16 protein-coding genes are annotated in these 22,926 nt (G+C 47.6%); 3 read left to right on the top strand and 13 right to left on the bottom strand.

The window, feature by feature from the left end; translation table 11 throughout:
- The 9 genes from U1F02_RS08445 to U1F02_RS08405 form a co-directional block, all read right to left on the bottom strand.
- The coding region (locus U1F02_RS08445; RefSeq protein WP_409989929.1) for a retention module-containing protein at positions 1–3,173 on the bottom strand (3,173 nt) is incomplete at its 3' end.
- Positions 3,174–3,281: 108 nt separating this feature from the next.
- Entirely contained in the window at positions 3,282–4,508 is a 1,227-nt protein-coding gene (locus U1F02_RS08440; RefSeq protein ID WP_409989928.1) for a PleD family two-component system response regulator, read from the bottom strand.
- A 45-nt stretch (positions 4,509–4,553) separates the two neighbouring features.
- Positions 4,554–5,144 carry a response regulator transcription factor gene (locus U1F02_RS08435; protein ID WP_409989927.1) on the bottom strand — a complete coding sequence of 197 codons (591 nt, stop codon included), beginning with the start codon at positions 5,142–5,144 and terminating at the stop codon, positions 4,554–4,556.
- Entirely contained in the window at positions 5,144–6,583 is a 1,440-nt protein-coding gene (locus U1F02_RS08430) for an HlyD family type I secretion periplasmic adaptor subunit (protein ID WP_409989926.1), read from the bottom strand. The genes U1F02_RS08435 and U1F02_RS08430 overlap by 1 nt, the downstream gene beginning before the upstream one ends.
- Positions 6,583–8,727: a type I secretion system permease/ATPase gene (locus tag U1F02_RS08425; protein ID WP_409989925.1), complete on the bottom strand. Its 2,145-nt coding sequence runs from the start codon at positions 8,725–8,727 to the stop codon at positions 6,583–6,585. Before U1F02_RS08425 ends, U1F02_RS08430 begins: the two co-directional genes overlap by 1 nt.
- Positions 8,728–8,963: 236 nt before the next feature.
- Complete coding sequence (locus tag U1F02_RS08420) at positions 8,964–10,754, bottom strand: TolC family outer membrane protein (RefSeq protein ID WP_409989924.1); 1,791 nt, start codon at positions 10,752–10,754, stop codon at positions 8,964–8,966.
- 235 nt (positions 10,755–10,989) lie between these two features.
- On the bottom strand, positions 10,990–11,784 hold the full coding sequence (locus tag U1F02_RS08415) for a putative RNA methyltransferase (protein ID WP_409989923.1): 795 nt from the start codon (positions 11,782–11,784) through the stop codon (positions 10,990–10,992).
- 135 nt (positions 11,785–11,919) lie between these two features.
- A complete protein-coding gene (locus U1F02_RS08410; protein ID WP_409989922.1) occupies positions 11,920–12,741 on the bottom strand; it encodes a PhoH family protein in 822 nt (273 codons plus the stop codon).
- Positions 12,742–13,111: 370 nt separating this feature from the next.
- Entirely contained in the window at positions 13,112–14,467 is a 1,356-nt protein-coding gene (locus U1F02_RS08405; RefSeq protein ID WP_409989921.1) for a DEAD/DEAH box helicase, read from the bottom strand.
- A gap of 167 nt (positions 14,468–14,634) precedes the next feature.
- Between U1F02_RS08405 and U1F02_RS08400 the strand changes: the two genes are divergently transcribed.
- Positions 14,635–15,603, top strand: a complete 969-nt coding sequence (locus U1F02_RS08400; RefSeq protein ID WP_409989920.1) for a tRNA dihydrouridine synthase — start codon at positions 14,635–14,637, stop codon at positions 15,601–15,603.
- Positions 15,604–15,641: 38 nt separating this feature from the next.
- Here the strand turns inward: U1F02_RS08400 and U1F02_RS08395 are convergent, their stop codons facing one another.
- Complete coding sequence (locus U1F02_RS08395; RefSeq protein ID WP_409989919.1) at positions 15,642–16,466, bottom strand: HDOD domain-containing protein; 825 nt, start codon at positions 16,464–16,466, stop codon at positions 15,642–15,644.
- A gap of 356 nt (positions 16,467–16,822) precedes the next feature.
- Here U1F02_RS08395 and mutS point away from each other — a divergent pair, with 356 nt between their 5' ends.
- Both mutS and fdxA read left to right on the top strand, forming a co-directional pair.
- Positions 16,823–19,462: a DNA mismatch repair protein MutS gene (gene mutS, locus U1F02_RS08390; RefSeq protein ID WP_409989918.1), complete on the top strand. Its 2,640-nt coding sequence runs from the start codon at positions 16,823–16,825 to the stop codon at positions 19,460–19,462.
- Between the two features lie 121 nt (positions 19,463–19,583).
- Complete coding sequence (gene fdxA / locus U1F02_RS08385; RefSeq protein WP_409989917.1) at positions 19,584–19,907, top strand: ferredoxin FdxA; 324 nt, start codon at positions 19,584–19,586, stop codon at positions 19,905–19,907.
- 125 nt (positions 19,908–20,032) lie between these two features.
- Here the strand turns inward: fdxA and rpoS are convergent, their stop codons facing one another.
- The 3 genes from rpoS to U1F02_RS08370 form a co-directional block, all read right to left on the bottom strand.
- Positions 20,033–21,037, bottom strand: a complete 1,005-nt coding sequence (rpoS, locus tag U1F02_RS08380) for an RNA polymerase sigma factor RpoS (RefSeq protein ID WP_409989916.1) — start codon at positions 21,035–21,037, stop codon at positions 20,033–20,035.
- Positions 21,038–21,187: 150 nt separating this feature from the next.
- The gene (locus U1F02_RS08375; protein ID WP_409989915.1) at positions 21,188–21,646 is read right to left on the bottom strand and encodes a peptidoglycan DD-metalloendopeptidase family protein; all 459 of its coding nucleotides are present in this window, start codon (positions 21,644–21,646) and stop codon (positions 21,188–21,190) included.
- Between the two features lie 566 nt (positions 21,647–22,212).
- Positions 22,213–22,884 carry a protein-L-isoaspartate(D-aspartate) O-methyltransferase gene (locus tag U1F02_RS08370; RefSeq protein WP_409989914.1) on the bottom strand — a complete coding sequence of 224 codons (672 nt, stop codon included), beginning with the start codon at positions 22,882–22,884 and terminating at the stop codon, positions 22,213–22,215.
- Between the last annotated feature and the right edge of the window lie 42 nt (positions 22,885–22,926).

Raw genomic sequence — 22,926 nt, 5'->3', positions numbered from 1 at the left:
GCGTTGCTGTCGCTCAAGACAACCGGATTGTCGTTGGTGTTGGTGACCGCAATGGTGAAGTCACCCGTGGTTTCACTGCCATCGGAGCTGACCGCTTTCACGGTCACGGTATGGCTGGTGGCACTTTCATAATCGAGCAAGGCGCCGTTGGCGACAGTGATCACACCGGTGGTGGCGTTGATCGCGAAGCGACCGCCGGCATTGTCGGTGAGACTGTAGGTCACGGTGGTGCCCGCATCGGCATCGGTACCCAAGGCGGTGACGCCCACGAGGCTGCCAGTCGCCGCGCCTTCAGCAACCGTGTTCAATGCTGCGTTGCTGTCGCTCAAGACAACCGGATTGTCGTTGGTGTTGGTGACCGCAATGGTGAAGTCACCCGTGGTTTCACTGCCATCGGAGCTGACCGCTTTCACGGTCACGGTATGGCTGGTGGCACTTTCATAATCGAGCAAGGCGCCATTGGCGACAGTGATCACACCGGTGGTGGCGTTGATCGCGAAGCGACCGCCGGCATTGTCGGTGAGACTGTAGGTCACGGTGGTGCCCGCATCGGCATCGGTACCCAAGGCGGTGACGCCTACCAGGCTGCCATTCGCCGCACCTTCGGCCACTGTGTTGAGGGCGGCGTTGCTGTCACTCAAGACAACCGGATTGTCGTTGGTGTTGGTGATATTGATGGTGAAGTCACCGGTGGTTTCACTGCCATCGGAGCTCACCGCTTTCACGGTCACAGTGTGGCTGGTGGCACTTTCGTAATCGAGCAAGCTGCCATTGGCGACAGTGATCACACCGGTGGTGGCGTTGATCGCGAAGCGACCGCCGGCATTGTCGGTGAGACTGTAGGTCACGGTGGTGCCCGCATCGGCATCGGTGCCCAAGGCGGTGACGCCCACGAGGCTGCCAGTCGCCGCGCCTTCGGCCACTGTGTTGAGGGCGGCGTTGCTGTCACTCAAGACAACCGGATTGTCGTTGGTGTTGGTGATATTGATGGTGAAGTCACCGGTGGTTTCACTGCCATCGGAGCTCACCGCTTTCACGGTCACGGTATGGCTGGTGGCACTTTCGTAATCGAGCAAGCTGCCATTGGCGACAGTGATCACACCGGTGGTGGCGTTGATCGCGAAGCGACCGCCGGCATTGTCGGTGAGACTGTAGGTGACAGTCGTGCCTGCATCGGCATCGGTACCCAAGGCAGTGACGCCCACGAGGCTGCCAGTCGCCGCGCCTTCAGCAACCGTGTTCAATGCTGCGTTGCTGTCGCTCAAGACAACCGGATTGTCGTTGGTGTTGGTGATATTGATGGTGAAGTCACCGGTGGTTTCACTGCCATCGGAGCTCACCGCTTTCACGGTCACGGTGTGGCTGGTGGCACTTTCATAATCGAGCAAGGCGCCGTTGGCCACGGTGATCACACCGGTGGTGGCGTTGATCGCGAAGCGACCGCCGGCATTGTCGGTGAGACTGTAGGTCACGGTCGTGCCCGCATCGCCATCGGTGCCCAAGGCCGTGACGCCCACCACGCTGCCAGTCGCCGCACCTTCGGCAACCGTGTTCAATGCGGCGTTGCTGTCAATCAAGACAACTGGATTGTCTGTGTTGGTGACGTTGATGGTTACAGTGCTCGTAACAACACCACCATTACCATCCGAAACGCTGACGACGAATTGGTCTGGGCCGTTATAGGTAGATGCAGGAGTGTAGATAAACGCGCCGGTGGCTGGATTAAGACTGACTGTACCATGTGCCGCTGCACCAGTTACGGAATAGCTTAATGTATCGCCCTCAACATCCTTAGCCACAACTTGACCGTTAAGGGGCGTACTTTCCGGTGTGGTTAGGTTCTGATTACTGGTCGTCGGTGCATCATTAACCGGGGTGACGCCAACATTAATAGTGCTGGTAGTTAAACCGCCTTGGCCGTCAGAAATGCTAACAACAAAGCTATCAGAGCCGTTGTAATTAAGACTCGGGGTATAAACGAAAGCCCCGGTAGCAGAGTTAAGCGTGACGACACCGTGTGAAGCAGAGCCCGTCACTGTATAACTTAAAGAATCACCATCCACATCTGACGCAACTACCTTGCCAGACAAAGGTGTATCCTCAGCTGTCGTAAGATTTTGATTACCACTTACTGGCGCATCGTTAACCGGAGTGATACCGACATTAATGGTGCTGGTTACAACACCACCGTTGCCATCGCTAACGGTTACAACGAATGTATCCGCTCCGTTGTAATTCCCATTGGGTGTGTAAACAAAGGAGCCTGTGGCGGGGTTAAGATTTACTGAGCCGTGAGCAGCTGCGGTAGAGAGGCTGTATGTCAGGGTATCGCCTTCTACGTCAGTTGCCACTACTTGGCCTGAAACGGGTGTGTCTTCTGGCGTGGAGAGGTTTTGGTTGGCAGAAACCGGGGCATCGTTAACAGCGTTAACCGTAAGAGTTACCGTAGAAGTTGTTGAGTTTCCATGGTCATCGGTCACAGTGACGATAAAACTATCGGAGCCGTTGTAGTTCGCATTTGGAGTGTAGGTAAAGTTGCCGGTAGCGGGATCAAGCACAAGTACGCCATTAGCAGGCTGACCAGACAGAGCATAGGTTAATGGATCGTTTTCAATGTCAGTCGCAATAATACGGCCGCTTATAGGTGTGTCTTCATCGCCTGTAAAACCTTGAGCCTCAATCACGGGAGCAGCGTTGGAAGCGAAAGATTGTGGCAGCGGTATAGCACCAGAATCGGGATTAGAAACACCAAAACTAAAGGCATTAGGGTCTGTTTGTTCTACAACCCGAGTCAGTGCGACAAAACTGTGCCCCTCGTTAGAACCGCCACCGCTCAAACCTGCAGCAGTCTCTTCAAGCGTGGTGGTTAAATCGCCACCCTCGTTTAAAACGGTTAAGGCCTCCTGCACTGAAGCATTATCAATGGCAGATTCTTTATTGTCGGATGCGAGATCAGTCCACACATCACGGTTCATAACTATTTCTTGACCACCCGCGATAAACACAGGCTGATGATCACCAAAATCCAACTCAATTCGCGCGCCGGTTGCAGTAATAACGGTCTCATCTGCGGAGACCGTGTCGCCTACTTTAAGGGGGCGAAGTTTTCCATCGGGCCCCTTAGCCCAAGCTTGACCTTCAAGGGATGCAACGGTGGCGGCAGCATTAGCCATAACAAGACTCCAATTTCGCAAATGTGGATTTAGACGATATGGAGTCTAGCTCAGGAACAGCTATTTGCTATTGGACTAAAGGGCAATAAGAACGGAAAAGCAGTGCTTCTAAAACAGCTCACAATCATCGGAAAGTGTTTCGCCATCATTAGGCAGATCAGCTGTCTCGGCAGCAACACTGGTAGCTGCAACCATTTTCTGTTGTTGCCCTTGTAGATGCGTTAATAGCCTGACAACTCCGGTAAGCGAATCGCTAATCACGAGGCTGCGATCCAAACCCGCCAATACTTCAGTAAATGATCGATCGATCCGGTTCACCAGATATTTTTCCTGATCCTCCTCCAAACCTAACTTGGGTAAACGCTCATCTAGATCGGCGAGCAAGGATTTCATAATCTCACTGATCTCGGCATGACCGTTTGCAACCAAAGGACCGAGAGAACTCAGGGTGCCAGCTATTGCGGCGATCGATTGCTCCAGGCTCTCTGCCTGAGAAACGAGCGAGCGATGCACATCAAGTGACCGAATTTTGCCGTCGACCGAACCCAGAATAAAAGGCACTGTATCTTTAATCCGACCGTAACGCTCCCTATCGTCAAGTGGCATATTTTTTATTAACAAAGAAACCTGACGATAATTACAGAAGGTTCTACAACCAAAGTCCTTAAACCGCCCTTGATGATGCATTATCTGCAAGAGGTCTTTTTCGAGCGGAGGAACGTCAGCCGTGCTTTGAGAATAAAACAGCGGGCCGGAAGTCGTCACAAACATCACAGACGTATGCAAACCAAAGTCAACCATGGACTTGAACAGCGCTTGGGCCAAGGCATCGAAAGTAGGAATAGAAAAAGTATGTTCGACGAACCTTAATGCTCGCCCCAATTCTGCACTTGTCGTCAGAGCCTCAAACGCAGTTCCCTGAGCAGATTCCGCCCGCTCACTCAATTCGCGTTTTTCGTGGTAACCGGAGGTGGCCAACTTAACCTTGGCGTTTAGGATATCCGAATCAAAGGGCTTTACCAGGTAATCCTCTGCCCCCAACTCAAAGCCTTGCAGCTTCTCGCGTAATGACCCGTTACCCGAGAGAAAAATAATAGGAATTGCGGCTGTAGCTGGGTTGTTTTTAAGCTCCTCGCAGACTTCAAAGCCATTTTTACCCGGCATTTCAACATCAAGCAAAATGGCTGAGGGCATCCAGTCCAGCGCCACCGAAATGGCCTCCAACCCGTCAAATGCCGTTTTCAGATCGTACTGCGCTATCAAAGCCCTGACGATAAGCTTTTGAGCGAAACGATCATCATCAACCACTAAAACCTTATGTTTTAAATCACTCATCAAACACTCCAATGTGTAAATTATGAGCCTAAAACTGGAATCTGCTCAGCGATGCCCCGCCAAAATTAATGCTAGATGTAGCCTGTCGCGCGCGCCCAGCTTTTCAAATACGGCACTCAAATGTGCCTTAACAGTACGCTCCGCAATATCCAGCTCTCGCGCAACCTCTTTGTTGGACTTACCGCTAGCAACAGCCATGGCGACCGACTGCTCTCTGGCTGTCAACACATTCAGCTCGAGCGTGCTAGGCGGTGATTTAATGAGTGTAGACGTTGCACGCACAAGTTGACGCATTAAATCTACGCCCAACCACATGCCACCTACTTCTACGACTTGACTCACTTGCTGTAGCACGGGCACTACGGCCAAATAGTGTAAATATCCACTCGCTCCGGCCTCCAGAATCTCTTTTGCCTGACGAGGATCTTCGGCTTGGGTCATGCCAACAACGCGCGCACCCGCAGCAACCCAGCGCTCGATATCAGGAAGACCATAAGTTTGACCCAACATCAACCAAATCAAACACCCCTGCAAATCTGAAGGTAAATTGTTGTCATGAGCAAGTTGCGCAGACGGAAACGCCTGAAGCCAACGCGGTGATTCAATATGAGGTGGAGAAATAAATATAGACTGCATTATCGCTCGGTTAAGGCATTTTGTTTCGCCCGCAAAACAGGCTTGAGTAAATAAGAGAGAACCGTTTTCTTACCCGTTAAAATATCTACCTGCGCGGTCATACCGGGAATGATAGGTAAAGATGCATCAAAACCGGACCTTTCCGTACGCACGCGCACCAGATAAAACACGTTATCTTTGTCATCCTTCATAGTATCCGCACTAATATGTTCCAGCTTTCCGGTTAAGCCTCCATAAATTGCAAAATCATAGGCTGTAAATTTTACGATGGCTGTTTCTCCGGGATGCAAAAACGCAATATCTTTTGGCGATACACGCGCTTCAATTAACAGTTGATCATCAAGCGGAATTATTTCAATGACCTCGTGCCCAGGTTGCACAACGCCGCCCAAAGTATTGGTATGCAGTTTTTGAACCGTACCGTGAACGGGAGAGCGAATCTCGGAATATTTAATTTTGTCCGCAAGGCCTGTGCCCGTCTCACTCAGGCTGGAAAGTTTTGCAAGCGTTTCCGATAATTCAGTACGCCACTTATTGACCTCATTTAGTTCAACTTCGCGCACTTTACCTTCAGATTCCTCTACCGCAGCAATGAGTCGTTGTTCTTGCGCCAAGGCTTGCTGGCGAGCGCCCTGCGCATTGGACACTTCACCTTGCAATTTAAGAATTTCAACTTCGGAAACCGCACCGCTTTTCAACAGAGGCGTGGTTACGGTTAATTCCTGATTCGCCAATTCCAACGCACGGGTTACTTGGGTCAACTTCGCACGCACTTCTTGCAGCTCGCGTTGACGCTGCTCCAATTGACTGCGAGAAATACTCAATTGTTCATCGAGCTCTCGACGATTTGCTTCATACAAATTGCGTTCATGCTCTGCAATATCAGGCGAAGATTTGATAATTTCTTCAGGCATATCAAGCGCCGTATTGGAAGTAAGCGCCCTTAAACGCGCAGCACGAGCCTCCAACGAAACTAAAGACGCGTTATTTTCGCGAAAACTGGAAACAAAACGGGTTGGATCTATACGAACCAATAAATCGCCCTTGTTAACAATATCGCCTTCTCGCACCAAAATTTCTTTTACAACACCACCATCAAAAGATTGAATTACTTGTAATTGTTGCGAAGGAATCACCTTACCTTCGCCGCGCGCAACTTCATCAACCTTAGCCACGGCTGCCCACAGCAACAAAATAACAAAAATAATTGCCGTAGCATTTAGCAAAAGACGTGCGCGAAGCGGTTCTTGTTGTACACGCGCCCAATCGGCATCGCTTAACCAATCGTGAGGTTGCTCGTTAATAGGCGCAAGCCAACGTTGGTAAATTTTGTCGATATACGCGCTCGCAGGCACGCCGATTTTATCGAGCCACTGCCCTACTTTTTTGAAATAAATTTCTGATTTAGAAAGGGGCTTTTCAGGAAGATGCGCGTTCATTACGAAGCCCTCCCGATACGACCTTGACGCAAGGCTTCAACGACCTGCTCTTTAGCCCCATCTGCAACGATTTTTCCGGCATCTATAACAATGATACGATTGACAAGCTCCAGCAAAGAAGTGCGATGAGTAATTACAACCAAAGTTTTACCTTGCGAATATGCAGCGATATTGCGTTTAAATTCTTCTTCGCTGGAATGATCCATTGATCCAGTTGGTTCATCAAATAACAAAATAGCGGGATCATTTAATAAAGCGCGGGCGATAGTTACGCTTTGACGCTGACCACCAGACAACAATTGACCATGCTCACCCACTGGCATCGCCAAGCCCGCCGGGTGTTGATTCACAAATTCAGTCAAACCGCTTAAGCGTACCGCCTCTAATAAAGCTTCATCGCTAACGTGTCCTGCTCCCATAGCGATGTTATCGCGCAAGCTGCCAAAAAATAAATTTACATCTTGCGACACAAAACCAATGTTGCGGCGAAGCTCTGCAGGATCGAGCTGGCGCACATCAATTCCATCCACCAACACAGTGCCTTCTGTGGGTTCATATAATCCGGCAATCATTTTTTCCAAAGTCGTTTTGCCTGAACCATTGCGCCCTAAAATCGCAACACGTTCACCCGGATTAATCTTGAATGAAATATTACGTAGAACTTCGCGCTCATCGTTCGGATATTTAAACCCGACTTGTTTGAATTCAATCCCTCCTTGCAGACGCGCACGGCTGATCCAATTAGCGCCAACGGGGCGATCGATCGGCTTATTCATAATTTGTTCGAGGTTAGTAAGCGCAGTCGCGGCTTGATGATATTGCATGAGCAACGCAGCGGTTTGACTGATCGGCCCCATAACGCGAGCAGACAACATATAACTCGCAATTAATCCGCCTTGGGTTAAATCTCCGTTAATAATGAGATAAACACCCACGATAATAATAATGACGGAGATAACTTGCTGAATCCACGCCGTACCCGAGCCCACCGAACCAGATAACATGCGCATTTTTACAGACGTGCGCGAAAGCAATAAGGTTGCCTGCTCCCAAATCGCCTGCATGCGCCCTTCTGCACCAGTGGTTTTTAAAGTTTCCAATCCCTGCAAACTTTCAACAAGGATTGCATTGCGCTGGGCGGCCGCTTGCATGGAACTTTCAGACAAGCTGTGCATTTTTTTCTGCACTGCAGCGGCATAAATAATAGCAGCAACAATACCCAATAAAATTGGCAAAATAAGTGGCCAGGAGATAATCGCAATAACCGTGGTAAATAAAAGCACGAAGGGTAAATCGACAAAGGCAAGAACTGTTGCAGAGCTGATAAAACTACGAATCGATTCAAACGACTGTAAACTTGAAGCGAAAGAACCCACAGACACCGGACGCTCAGACAATTTCATGCCAAGCACCCGCTCCATAATGGTGGCAGACAAGGTAATATCAGTACGGCTTGCAGCTAAATCAACAAACCAGGCACGCATCATACGCAAACCAAAATCGGCACTAATCATCAAAATAATGCCCAGCGACAACACCCATAAAGTATCTGTAGCATGGTTTGGAACAACGCGGTCATAAACATTCATCACAAACAAAGGTGACGCCAACGCAAAAATATTAATGATAAACGCAGTTAAAAGAACATCGCGATAAAGCTCACGATGCTCGCCGATAACACTCCAAAACCAGTGACCGCGCTTTACCTTGGCGATGTTTGTAGTGCGCGCATCAAATTGTTCTTCTGGACGGGCGTAAATGACCTGTCCGCCGTATTTTTCATTCAGATCTGAAAGAGCAATTTGAACAGGTGCGGCACCTAACTCTGGAAAAACAACTCGCGCACTTTGTGCCTCCTTGCTCAATTCAAGCAATACGCAGGCAGAATTATTTTTTAGCAAAAGAATGACAGGAAAAAGACCATCATTAAGCTGCAATAGATCACGGGCAATAATTTTACTGGTTAAACCCGCGCGCTTGGCTGAACGAGAAAAAGAAGATGGCGTAAGTTGATTCTGAACGAGCGGTAAACCAGCTAACAATGTCTCTGCAGTTGCCAAAACACCGTGAGCACGAGCGAGAATTAGCAAGCACTCCAACAAGGGCCCACCTTTTTCGAATGCGCCATTTTGTTGCACCACCATGGAAACTCCAGAAAAACTAAACTTGACTTGGGTAAAATTAGCTGCGCGCACCTGGCGCAACAAGTACAAAAAAAGCAAAACATCGGTTGGCAGCGCAAAAATAAACAACTTAGGTAAATATAGCCGGAAAATTCAGTTACGCAATTCATCCGCAGCATAAATGCTTGTTTCAGATACAAAAAAAGCACAGTGACCGAAGGCTCACTTCACTGTGCTTCTTCGAGTACACATTTAGACTATTGCTGGCGAGATACAGTAACTTCCACGCGACGGTTCGCCGCTTTACCTTGCTCAGTAGAATTGTCTCCCACTGCTCGAGTAGCACCATACCCCTCTGTTTGATAATTAATTTGATCGAGCCCATTAAGAATAAAATAATTCTTCACGCTTTCCGCCCGCGCTTTGGACAACGGAATGTTAATCATATCCGTACCTGTATTATCAGTGTGGCCATCGATTTTAATTTGCACAACGTTCGGCGTGTTTTTGATTTGCTGCACCAAAAGTTCCAGCTTTTGAGACGCGGTGGTCGTTAATGCTGAACTACCCACATCAAAAAGCGCATCACCGCTGATACGAATCATTTCAGAAACCAGATCTTTGCGGGAAAAACCCTCAACAACTTCTGCAGGGCACGCATTGGCACCATCAATTTTTTCGCCCTTATCATTAACCTTGGCGTCTTTAACTTGCACAAGGGATTCACGCGTGATATTCAAAGCGGGCAGCAGTTTACCCATGGCAGCCAAGGTACGAGCGTGGGCGATATTCAAATCAGCTTGCGCACTTGTGTATGCCCGGTTGGCTTGGAAATATTCATTTTCCGCATCCAGCAAATCAAGCAGAGAACGCTGGCCAATTTTAAATTGCTCACCGTAAGCGATACGAACCTTATCACTTGAACGACGGTGCTGATCCAGCGACTTCAACTGTTCTTTTAAACGCTGGGAATCGTTATAAGCAATTTGGGTATTTTGGCGTAAGTCTACGCAAGCTTTATCGCGTAAGTCCTTAGCTTGATTAACCTCTTCCAATGCACGTCGCACAGCTGAACGAGTAGCCCCCCCGGAAAATAAATTATAAGTAATAGCCAACTCAACGGCGCTTTCATCGCCATAACGCGCCGCATCGACACGCTCATCAAAACCATTGGTGTTACGGCTAACCACCTGACGCGCACGCAATTCAGCTTTTGGATAATAACCAGACCGTTCAACTTTCACATTTGCCTGCATTGCAGCAATGTTTTTTACAGCAGCATGAAAACCGGAGTTACCTTGATAGGCGAGCTGAAGTGCTTCCCGAATGTTCGTCGGTAAATTAGTTTGTGCTAAGGAGGAAGCGGCCAAATCCGCAGCGGGTAATTGGCCAACGATACGCAAATAACGGGATGTCACATCATGTAGGTTCGAGGCTTCTGTTAATAGATTGGTTTCAGCCAGCGCCAGACGACCAGCAACCTGCTCCAAATCAACCTTACGCCCCACACCGGAGGCCACACGCTCTTCAATTTGGGCATAGACTTCTTGATGTTTAGCATAATTATCGCGAGCAGAACTTAACAATTGTCGCTCGCGGCTAACATCCTCATAAGCTCGAACCGCTTCAAACGCTGTAGTTTCAACACTATCCAGCAATTCGTAATAGCGTACCAAGCGCGCGCCTTCCAAGTGCTCGACTTGCCCCAGCGTGCGGAAGCCTTCAAACAAACTCTGGGTTAGCGAAACTTGTCCCTGGCTGTTGGTGTAACGGCCCTGACCATCAAAGTCACGATAATTTCTACCAGTACTGGCAGCCAAGTCTACCGAGGGCATATAGCCAGACCGAGCTTCTCCCACCTGGTAAGTCGCAGCCTTAAAAGTGTGCCAAGCTGACTGTACATCCGGATTTGATTCTATGGCTTGGGTCGCGGCATCACGTACCGTTCCAGCAGGCGCTGCATGCACACTGATGGCAGCAAAGATCAAAGAACCAACAAGTGAACGAACAATAAAGGATCGCGGTGCCACCTTTGAACCATTTTTCATTAATGTCATACCTTCTAGGCTTAAGTCCGAATTAGTGTAGTTGGCGAAAAAACAATCAGAATTTTATTTTATATAACTATTTCAAAGATATCTTTTAACCATGTCATCTTAAATGGCATTTGAAACATCCTTGCATATTAACCGATCCATTGCGAGCCCACAACCACAGAAATCATTCTGTGATAAATATCACACATTCGGAAATTCGCATCAGCAACTTTGTGCTGCGACACAACTACTTAAGTTGATAGGTTGCAATTTGAAAGTCCGCCTCGTCTTTTAAACCGAGAACCTCCAAAGCGGCCATATCGGCTGGCTTGAGCCTCCATGCGAAAGGTGTCATGGCCAAAAGCGCTCGCGTCAGATCCCCCGGAGGTATATCCAAGGTGAAGCCCAGCTGGGATTGAGCAATCTCAACAAAACCACCCGGAGCTTGGGGTTTGGGATGAGGCCGCACTTCCCGGTAAATTTCCTTCCTAAGTCCTATTAAATGCCGTTCACCGGGCGTGACGATAATTAGTTTGCCGCCCGGTCTAAGCACACGGCAAAGCTCCGGGTCTTTGCTGGGTGCATAGACTCTGAGAATTACATCCATGCTCGCATTTGCAAGAGGTAAGGAATGACTAGAGGCCACTGCATAAGTGGAACGTCTGTCTATTTTTGAAGCGAGATGTATGCCAGCTTTGGATATGTCGATCCCATAGATGTCCGCTCCGCTGCAATGATCAACAAGCCCGCGAGTGAAATATCCTTCTCCACAACCAACATCTAACAATGTGTCGGTATCTGGACTGATAATCTTTTTTAATTCGCACAGTAATGGGGCAAAATACTCCGCAGACAAAAAAGCGCGGCGGGCACTCAACTGCTGCTTAGCATCACCTGGTTCACGCGAGTTTTTGTGGTGAACGGGCAACAAATTCAAATAGCCATCTTTGGATCGATCAAAGTGATGCCGATTTGCGCAAACTGCGCCGCTCTCAGTGCCCACTAACGAAAGCGAGCACAAAGGACAAATTAATTTATTCATGAACCCTTATCAAAAGTAAAAATTTAACACTGCCGAATCAATATTGCTTTTCAGTAAAATAAAAAAGGACACGTTAACCCAGTAACGTGCCCTTTTCTTCTCAACAACATTCAGGCAAAGAAAACTGCGAGGCATTTATTCATTTAATTCATAGCGATCAATGATATCACGCACCAAACCACTGCGCACAATATCGTCGCGAGCAAATTCGTGCACATAAACATTCGGTAAATCACCTAAACGCGCAACAGCGTCTGCCAAACCGTTAGAGCCGCGAATATCACTTTGATTGACATCGCCATTGATCACAACCTTACAATCCTCGCCAATGCGCGTTAAAAACATTTTCATTTGTGCGACGCTAGTGTTTTGCGCTTCATCCAAAATAACAAAGGTTTTACTGTTAAATGTCTTACCACGCATGTAGGCAAGTGGAGCGGCAACTATGCGGCCATGACGCAAGCAGTAATCTACAGTTCCGGCACCTAAACGTTCGTTTAAAATGTCACGGAACGCGTCAATATAAACTGAAAATTTCTCATCCAAATCGCCTGGCAGAAATCCAAGACTTTCTCCAGTTTCAACTGCGGGACGAGTCAGAATAATACGTTCAATTCGGCCTGACTCCAGGGCTTCCGCCGCTAATGCACCAGCACAATAACTTTTACCTGTACCGGCTGGGCCAATACCAAAAGTGAGCGCGTTCTGATTGATAGCGGTAATGTAATCTTGCTGGGCTTGGTTTTTTGCGCGGAGAGGTTGGGCTGAGCGAGGTGGGGAGTAAGCGGTTTCGACTTGTTTGGAGCGGGCTTTTAAATCAACTATGTTGTCATCGATTCTCGGTTGTTTTCGCGATGATTTATGTCGCGAGCTTTTCTGGATGCCGTCGTCGGCGAAGTTACCGTGAGAATTGTTGTTATATGAGTTACTGCGTCTAGCGTGATTTCTTCTTGCCATAAATGGTCACCGCCCTTAAGGTTCAAAGTTAACAACAAGGTTTAGCTTTCTATTTTCTATATACACGTCTTCTTGAATACGTGTGTCTAAAACCTATTTGCCCTTTAACGCATTGCTGATACATAGTTGGTTATTGCTAAAATCACCTCTCTTTAATTGAAGGAAAAATTAAATAAGCACAGAATCTAAAGGTAACGAAGCTCCGTGAATAAGTGATGACACGCACCAAAGATCCACACATCAAAAAAACATATTTCGCACCATATATTGTGGATTTTTTGTCACCCACAACTAGATACTAGGCTTAAAGCGGAAAAGGGTCAATAATTTTTTACAGCTTGATGAAAAATTTAAGTCGTAAAAAAAGCCGCTATTGCGGCTTTTTTTTGAAAGCGGAAAAACCGTCGCCAAAATCGGGAACTGCATCTGATTTCGCCGAAGGCGCACGGCGCTTACCGATATTCTTTTTATCTCGTGCACGTACTTTTACCTTTGCATCTTTATCAGCAGAGGTTTTCTTATCTTCTGTTTTCTTTTTGGTGCCCGCCGCTTTTCCAGAAGATTTTAATTTGTCAGGCCCTTTGTAATGTCCAACCAAACCTGGGATTGAGACGATCGCAAACTGCGTGTCTAAATAGCGCTCAATCCCCTTCGTAAGATTCCAATCATTCGCAGCCACGAAAGATACTGCCCTACCCTCGGCATCCGCTCGACCAGTGCGCCCAATGCGATGCAGATATTCGTCGCCAGAATGGGCCATATCGAAATTGATAACCAAGTCCACGCCCGGAATATCTAAACCGCGCGCCGCAACATCAGTGGCCACCAAAACTTGTGTTCTTCCCTGGCGGAAAAAATCCAGCGCTACCCGGCGTTGATCCTGAGTGATGTCGCCATGAAGAGCGCTTACTTTATGTTTGTTGTAACGCAACAGATTATCCAGCTGCACCGCCTTGGCTTTGGTGTTGGTAAACACCACCACTTTTTCGTAGGCGGATTTCTCGAGCAAAGCTACAAGCAGTTTTTCTTTGTGCTTAACGTCATCCGCCAAAATCATTTGTTGCTCGATGGCATTCGCCACTTCGTGTACAGCAACTTCTTCAGACTCGCCCAACACCACCTGCTTGATTAAATGCCGAATACCTTGGGGCTCCAAAGTCGCAGAGAACAACAAGGTTTGGCGATCAGCACTACACGTTTTCGCGATGGCGACAACATCCTCAATTAAGCCCATCTCCAACATGCGATCTGCTTCATCAAGAATCAAAAAATCCAACCCGGTGAAATCGGTCGATTTGTGCGTGACATGCTCTGCCAATCGCCCTGGGGTTCCCACGATAATTTCAGGATTCTTGCGCAACATTGCCTTTTGATATTTGAATTCTTCTCCGCCGCACACCATTCCCACTTTTATATGTGTGAACTTCAGAAGCTGTTCGGCATTCTTCACGATTTGGCGAGCCAGCTCGCGTGTTGGTGTCAATATGAGAATGCGCGAACTGGCGGGATTGGATGTAGGAACACTAAGAATTTTCTGTAACGCAGGTAGAAGAAACGCCGCTGTTTTACCACTGCCTGTCTTCGAGCTTACGAGCAAGTCTTTACCGGCCAACACGCGGGGAATTGCCTGCAACTGTACAGGCGTTGGCTGCTCATAGCCTTGCGCGTCTATCGCTTTCAGCAGTTGAGAGTCGGCAATCAGCTCATGAAAACGGGTCGATGACATGGTAAAACCTCAAAAACAGATATATAGGAAAAGGCGCGCAATCTACGCAGATTGACAGCATCTATCAACCGAAAACACCAAAATGCCTGCAAAGAGTACAGATGATGCGTAGAATGCCGCACTTTCCAATCTGTACCAACGATCTGTAGAAACCATACCAACCAGTCATGAGAATCATGTTAGCCCCAATGGAGGGCGTTGTAGAGCATCACGTACGCGACATTCTGACACGCATCGGTGGCCTTGATGGCTGCGTGACGGAATTTATTCGTGTCACTGATCAGAAGCTGCCCTATCGCGTCTTTTATAAGTACGCCCAAGAACTGGAAACCGACTCGAAAACGCCAAACGGCACCCCCGTAAAAGTCCAGCTCTTAGGCAGCAAACCGGAACCTATGGCAATCAATGCCGTCGAACTGGTTCGCTATGGCGCCAAAGCGATTGATCTTAACTTCGGCTGCCCAGCTAAAACGGTTAACTCACATGAGGGCGGTGCCTGTCTGTTGCGAACACCTGATCGTGTCTATCAGATCATCAAAGCGGTACGTGACGCTGTACCAAAGGAAATTCCCGTCTCCGCAAAAATTCGCCTGGGTTTTGAAGACAGATCCAGCTACATGGAAAACGCCAGCGCAGTCGAATCTGCCGGTGCAAATGAACTCACGGTTCATGCTCGCTCTAAAGCGGATGGTTACAAGCCCCCAGCCTATTGGCATTACATTGCCGATATAAAAGCAAAATTAAAAATTCCTGTTATTGCGAACGGCGAAATTTGGACAATTGACGATTACATTCGCTGCCGCGAGCAATCGCAATGCGATGACGTAATGCTGGGTCGAGGATTGTTGTCGTGCCCAGATCTAGCGAGACAAATAAAAGCTCATCTAGCGGGTGAAACCTACCAGCCATTAAACTGGTTAGATATTTGCCAAATGCTTTTTGCTTACTATCAAAAAACAACGCCCTTGTATGACGAGCGCAACTGCGGAAACCGCGTTAAGCAATGGCTGATGTATTTAAGCCGCCAATATCCACAGGCTCAAGTTTTCTTTGATGATGTTAAACGCAAAAGCACGCCGCAAGATATTGAAGCTTGTTTCAAAAAAGCTCTCGATTCGTGTTTCGCGCCTCAATAAAAAAGCCCGCACTTGGCGGGCTTTTTTATAACACTTAATTAATCGAGCAACTCGTCAATCGCCGTTGCTAATTCTTTAGTATCTTCAATCTTCTCCATTAATTTAACCAAATTAATGCCCAACTCAGTCGCTAAAGTGTTTGGGAAACTAGCAAGAATGGCCGCGCTATCCGCGCCCGAAGCATTCATTTTATTAATGTATAATGCGATATTAATAACACCCGCTAAGCGAGGAAAAACTTCTGCTTCGTGCGGATCTAATTGATAGCGAATGCCTTTAACAATCGCATCTGGAAATTTCCAACGATGCGCAAGCTCAGCACCAGCTTCTGAGAAATCAAACCCTAAATAATTTTTTTCGATATCAACATTACGCGCGCCTTTATCGACCACTTTTTGCATCTCTGCACATTCGGCAGGTAACAAAATGTGAATTAATAATTCGCCAATGTTATGAATCATGCCGCAAGTAAAAGCAGTCTCAGCATCGTCGTGAGAGAAACGCGCGATCCACTTACAGGTTGCTGCAACGGCGAAGCTATCTCGCCAAAACCTCTTGATATCAAACCCTTCAGGTGCTTTAAACGCACCGGTTAAACCAGAGGCTAAAACCAAAGTTCTTACCGCGTTAAAACCTAGCAGAAAAACTGCATCATTTACTGAACCTACTTTTCGGTTTCCGCCGTAGTGTGCTGAGTTAGCAGCGCGAAGCACTTTAATCGTGAGTACTTGGTCTGCGCTGATCTTTTTAGCGATTGCATCGTTACTAACATTTGCATCGCCAAAACTTTCGATAAGTTCTTGAACAACCTTGGGAATGTTGGGCAATTTTTGAGCGTTATCTATTAGAGTTTGTAAGTTCACGATGTTGCCTCGTTTTATGTGGATATACATAACCTGATAATAGTTCAGCTTTAAGTGTTTGCTAATTTATTTATATAAAAAATTTAAGTCTGTACGAAGAGAGAATATGAGGCTACGAGCCAAAAAACTCACAACAACGAAAGATCTCCGACCTTATTAAAATACCGTCCCTACCCCAAAGAGAAGCACTGCTAAAAACTCCTAATCGACAGGATGTTTTGCTGTGAGCCTATGGCGAGGTTTGTTAGAATTCCCCCAAACTTATTCGACTTCATTTTTGTCAGGATCACAGCTTTTCTAGATCGGAGCTCAACCATCCAGACACGAATCCCATTTTCTAAAAAGAAAAAATAATTATGCAAAACAATGACTTGCAAACCGCACCTGAATCTATGCACACCCCAATGATGACGCAGTACCTGCGTATCAAAGCCCAACATCCCCACGAGATGGTGTTTTATCGCATGGGCGATTTCTATGAGTTGTTTTTCGACGACGCTAAAAAGGCTTCTGAGATTCTGGATATCACCCTGACTGCACGCGGCAAGTCCAACGGTGAGCCCATCCCCATGGCGGGAATTCCTTTTCACTCTGCCGATGGCTATCTCGCCAAGCTCGTTAAAGAGGGCGTATCTGTAGCCATTTGTGAGCAAATTGGCGACCCCGCGACCACCAAAGGCCCTGTCGAGCGCAAAGTGATGCGCATAGTGACGCCGGGCACCGTGAGCGATGAGGCTTTGTTGGACTCCCGCCGAGACAACCTGCTCGTTGCACTTCATCAGGCAGGAGATGTCTTTGGCATCGCCTCACTGGATATGGCCAGCGGCCGCTTTCTCGTACTCGAAGTTGAGGGTTTAGATGCTGCCTTAGGTGAGCTTCAACGCCTCGCTCCAGCCGAATTACTACTGAGCGATCATCTAACCCATCCAACGCTGATTGAAAATCGCAAAGGCCTTCGCCGCCGCGGGCCTTGGGAATTTGATTATGAAACAGCAGAGCGTTTGCTTATCCAACAATTCGGGACAAAGGATTTAGCAGGTTTTGGGTGCGAACACTTAAAAACAGCGCTCTGTGCGGCGGGTTGCTTGCTCAGCTATGCACGCGAGACGCAACGCACTGCCCTTCCCCATGTACGCAGCTTGGCCCATGAAAACCGCGACGAAGCCGTGATTATGGATGCGGCGACGCGGCGCAATTTGGAAATTGACATTAACCTAAATGGTGGCGAAGAAAATACTTTATTTTCCGTGCTGAACCGCTCAGCAACAAGCATGGGCAGCCGTCTTTTACGCCGCTGGTTAAATCGACCTTTGCGGGACATCAACCTTTTAAAAGCGCGCCAAAACGCCATCACCACTTTACGCCACAACTACACATTCGAAGTGATTAGCGGCATTTTAAAACACGTGGGCGACATGGAACGCATCCTCGGCAGGCTTGCGCTACGCTCATCGCGACCACGCGATTTGTCGCGCTTGATGATGTCCATTGCATGCTATCCAGAACTGCAATCAGAACTCGCAAAACTCAATTCACCTCTGATCAGTCAATTAGCCACACAAATCAGCACTTTTCCAGATCTAGTCGATTTATTATCCCGGGCCATTATTGAAAACCCTCCTGTTGTAATTCGTGAAGGCGGCGTAATCGCCGACGGCTACGATCCCGAGCTAGACGATCTTCGCAACATAAGCACCAATGCGGGCCAATATTTACTGGATTTAGAGTCGCGTGAACGCGAACGCACGGGAATCCCAACGCTGAAGGTGGGCTATAACCGTGTTCACGGATACTTTATTGAACTTACCAGTGCCCAGTCTGAAAAGGCACCCGCGGACTATATTCGCCGCCAAACGCTGAAGAACGCTGAACGTTACATCACGCCAGAACTTAAAGAGTTTGAAGATAAGGCGCTCTCAGCCAAAAGCCGCGCACTCGCCCGTGAAAAAGCGCTTTATGACGAGCTGCTCGATATTCTCAACGAACAGCTCATTCCGTTGCAAAATTCCGCCAACGCTGTATCTGAACTGGATGTATTAGCTACCTTGGCCGAACGCGCTGACGCTTTAGGCTTTTGCTGCCCCACTTTATCCGTTGATCCGGGTATCAACATCGTCGGCGGACGTCATCCGGTGGTTGAACAAGTTACAAGCGCCCCCTTCATTCCCAACGATTTACTCTTCCATCGCGAGCGTCACATGCTCATAGTGACTGGTCCAAATATGGGTGGTAAATCGACTTATATGCGCCAAGCGGCGCTCATTGCATTGTTAGCTCATGTGGGCAGCTATGTTCCAGCCGAAAGCGCGGAAATTGGTATAGTCGACCGAATATTCACGCGCATTGGTTCGTCCGACGATTTGGCTGGCGGGCGTTCGACCTTTATGGTGGAAATGACGGAAACCGCCAATATCCTCCACAACGCCACGGCGCGCAGCCTCGTACTCATGGACGAAATCGGACGCGGCACTAGCACCTTTGATGGCCTGTCGCTCGCTTGGGCGTGCGCCAAGCATCTGGCTGAAAAAGTTAGCGCATTCACTCTTTTTGCGACTCACTATTTTGAAATTACGAGCTTACCCGAAAGCATTCCTGGTATCGCCAACGTACACCTGGACGCAACCGAGCATAACGACAGCATCGTTTTCTTGCATAAAGTACAGGAAGGCCCTGCCAGTAAGAGCTACGGCTTGCAAGTGGCTAAACTCGCCGGAATCCCTGCCGAAGTCCTAGCCCAAGCACAAGTTCAGCTGCAGCTTTTGGAACAAGGCGCACACCCTCAGCAAGCAACGGCGGCGATAACACAACCCAACACTTCATCATTACAAGAGCCAACAAAACAAGAAGCTGCGTCACCATTGCAATCGGGGCTGTTTGATGCGCTGCCAAATCCAGCGGTTGACGCCTTGGCTAAAATCAATCCAGACAATCTATCTCCAAGGGAAGCCTTAGAGCAGCTGTATCGTTTGAAGGAGATTTTGCGCAAGGGGCGTTAGGTTTGATGAAGCGCAAGTGGGCATAAAACTCCTGCCAAAACGCTATCCAAACGAGCTTAGGCTGTTTAGAATGCGCGCTTCTCAATGTTGTAACTTATTTTTTGTCGTGGGGGAGTCAACTATGACTTTTGTTGTTGGGGAAAACTGCATTAAATGTAAGCACACAGATTGTGTGGAAGTCTGCCCGGTGGATTGTTTCTACGAAGGCCCCAATTTTTTGGTGATTCACCCAGACGAATGTATTGATTGCGCATTGTGCGAGCCAGAATGCCCCGTTGGTGCAATCTTCTCTGAAGATGAGCTGCCAGAAGATCAAGCCGGCTTCTTGCAACTCAACGCCGAGCTCGCTGAGATTTGGCCAAATATCACTGAAATCAAAGACGCTCCGGCTGATGCTGCCCAATGGGACGGTGTTCCAGGAAAGCTTCAGTATTTAGAACGTTAATCGCCAAATTCGATAAAAAGAACCGCGTTAGTCGCGGTTTTTTTACGCCTCAATTTTTCACGCATCGCAAAAACAACAAAAGCAGCCGAAGCTGCTTTTGTTTAAACAATCAAACGAGGAAAGAATTAGGCGCTGAACAAAGCTGCGCTATCCAGACCTTGTTTCTCCATAATATCGCGCAGACGCTTTAATGCTTCTACTTGGATTTGACGAACACGTTCACGGGTTAAACCGATTTCGTGACCAACCTCTTCCAAAGTACTCACTTCGTGACCGCGCAAACCGAAACGACGAGAGAGAACTTCGCGTTGCTTTTCGGTTAATTCATCCAACCATGAATCCAAGCTCATAGTGAGATCGCGATCCTGCAAAATTGTCGCAGGGTCAGACACATGAGTATCAGCGATGGTATCAACAATAGTACGGTCGGAAGATGGGCCAATCGGTGTATCAATTGAAGTTACACGCTCATTCAAGCTCAGCATGCGCTCAACATCAGCAACGGGCTTTTCTAACAACTGAGCGATTTCTTCAGGGGACGGCTCGTGATCGAGCTTTTGAGACAACTCGCGTGCTGCACGCAAGTAAATGTTTAACTCTTTTACAACATGAATTGGCAAACGAATCGTGCGCGTTTGGTTCATGATGGCGCGCTCAATGGTTTGACGAATCCACCAAGTCGCATAAGTTGAAAAACGGAAACCGCGCTCAGGATCAAATTTTTCTACAGCGCGAATCAAACCCAAGTTGCCTTCCTCAATCAAATCAAGAAGCGCCAAACCGCGGTTTACATAACGGCGGGAAATTTTTACAACCAAACGGAGGTTACTTTCGATCATGCGCTTGCGAGCAGCTTCGTCACCCTTGAGGGCTTTGCGGGCAAAGAAAACTTCTTCTTCAGCACTTAATAACGGGGAGAATCCAATTTCGTTGAGGTAAATCTGAGTTGCATCGAGGGTCTTGTTAAACTTGTCATCTACAATTCGATCACTAATTCCTGCTGAACGTGTGGCTTTAGGTACTTCCTCTTCTTCAGCCAATAAGATATCACTTTCATCAAAATCAATTTCCTGCGCCATGAACACGTCGTCGCGGTCAAATACGCTTGATTCTTTATGTTGCAAAGTCATTTTTCAGCCCCTTAAATCGTAAAATTTAGCTAAGTACGTCTTAGCTCACCCAAGCTATACCAGTCCCTTCAGCCTACTTCTTTATTCTGGATCAGGTTAACGAGTCGCTTCACAGACCCCTCTTATCTTTGCTTATCGAATGTGTGAACTCTATTGGCGCTTGGGTAGGTATCTCAGTGGGTCCACTGGACTACCGTCGCTACGAATCTCAAAGTGAAGCTTAACTCTATCAGTACCGCTTGAACCCATATCGGCAACTTTTTGCCCAGCTTTAACAAAATCGCCTTCTTTAACGGAAATTTCTTCGTTGTGCGCGTAAGCGCTTAAGAAAGTTTCATTATGTTTTATGATCAATAAATTGCCGTACCCACTCAGCCCACTACCCGCGTAAACAACCCTCCCGGATGCGGCTGCCAGCACAGGCTCTCCCAATTTACCGCCAAGATCAATACCCTTGTTTTGACCCGTCTCGCCCTGAAATTGTGCAAGCAACTTGCCAGAGGAAGGCCATTGCCACACAACTGAGCTACGTGGCTTATCATTTTTATAACTCCCCGCGAGATTTTCCGTTTCTTTTTTTGAACGAAATACCGATTGGCTCTTTTTCATCCCAGATGACGGGACCCCCGCTATACGCGCACTGGATGTCCGGGCATCGAGCCGCAAAATCTGACCAGGGTAAATCGTGTAGGGTGACCTTATACTGTTTATTTCGGCTAGCCTTTTGAGATCAATCCCATAACGCCATGAAATCGAAAACAAAGTTTCACCTTTAATTACTTTGTGGGTTTTACCGGGATAAGGCTGGGTAGAACTTTCGTCAACACTCGGAGATCTATAAGATGAACACGAAGAAATTGCCAGAAAAGTGATCATTAAAATGAACACTGTTAAAGTTAGAGTTGAACTTTTCAGGCGTTTATTACACATAATATGGGAACAATAAATTGGCTGATTTTTAATCTTTCTTATACCCTTTAGTGCTTAATATTCCAAATTTATTTTAAAATTATCTAAAATTTTTATATAAATATGCACCAACACTGATTATTTTATCGCCAGACTTGAGTTTTTTGAACGATTTGTAAATGTTTGTGCACAAGTTGAGCTAGTGACTCGTACTGAACACAGCAATCATACCTGCCGAAATTTGAAGTATTTTTAGTCAGGATTTTCTAGCGGAAAGTGCCCGAAACGAGAGGGACAAACTTTACCGGTTCGATGACACGGGTGACGAAGTTATCAGTATCACCATCCCGCATAATGAGATGAAGATGCTGCTCCCTCCCCCCGATAGGGATGACCAGCACTCCAGATGGGGCAAGCTGTTTCAACAACTCTTGAGGAACAGCGTGTGGAGCGGCTGTACTGAGAATGCCATCGTAAGGCCCCATTTCCGGCCAGCCAAAACCACCGTCTGCATGACGTAAGCTCACATTGCGTAAACCCAGCTGACGCAAACGGTCGCGCGCCTTATCCTGAAGTGGTTTGATTCGTTCAACGCTATAAACTTGAGGTACTAATTGGGCCAAAACCGTAGTCTGATAGCCAGAACCGGTTCCCACTTCCAAAACTTTGTCCAACTTACCTGCAGCACCCAACAATATCTCTGTCATGCGAGCAACGGTGTACGGCTGCGAAAGTGTTTGACCATGACCGATAGGCAAGGCTGTATCTTCATAGGCACGATGAGCCAAGGCTTCATCAAGAAAGATGTGACGTGGTGTGTTGCGCATTACATCCAGTACGCGCATGTTGGTGACACCTTGATCAACCAAACGTTGAATTAAACGATCGCGAGTTCGGGCGGAAGTCATACCAACACCTTGCAACATCAAGTCACTCATTCTTAGCCCTCCCCCTTTTGAACTTATTAAAATTGCTGCGAT

It is taken from the genome of Cellvibrio sp., from assembly GCF_046347455.1.
Lineage (GTDB): Bacteria > Pseudomonadota > Gammaproteobacteria > Pseudomonadales > Cellvibrionaceae > Cellvibrio.
This window is presented reverse-complemented; position numbering and strand designations above follow the sequence as displayed.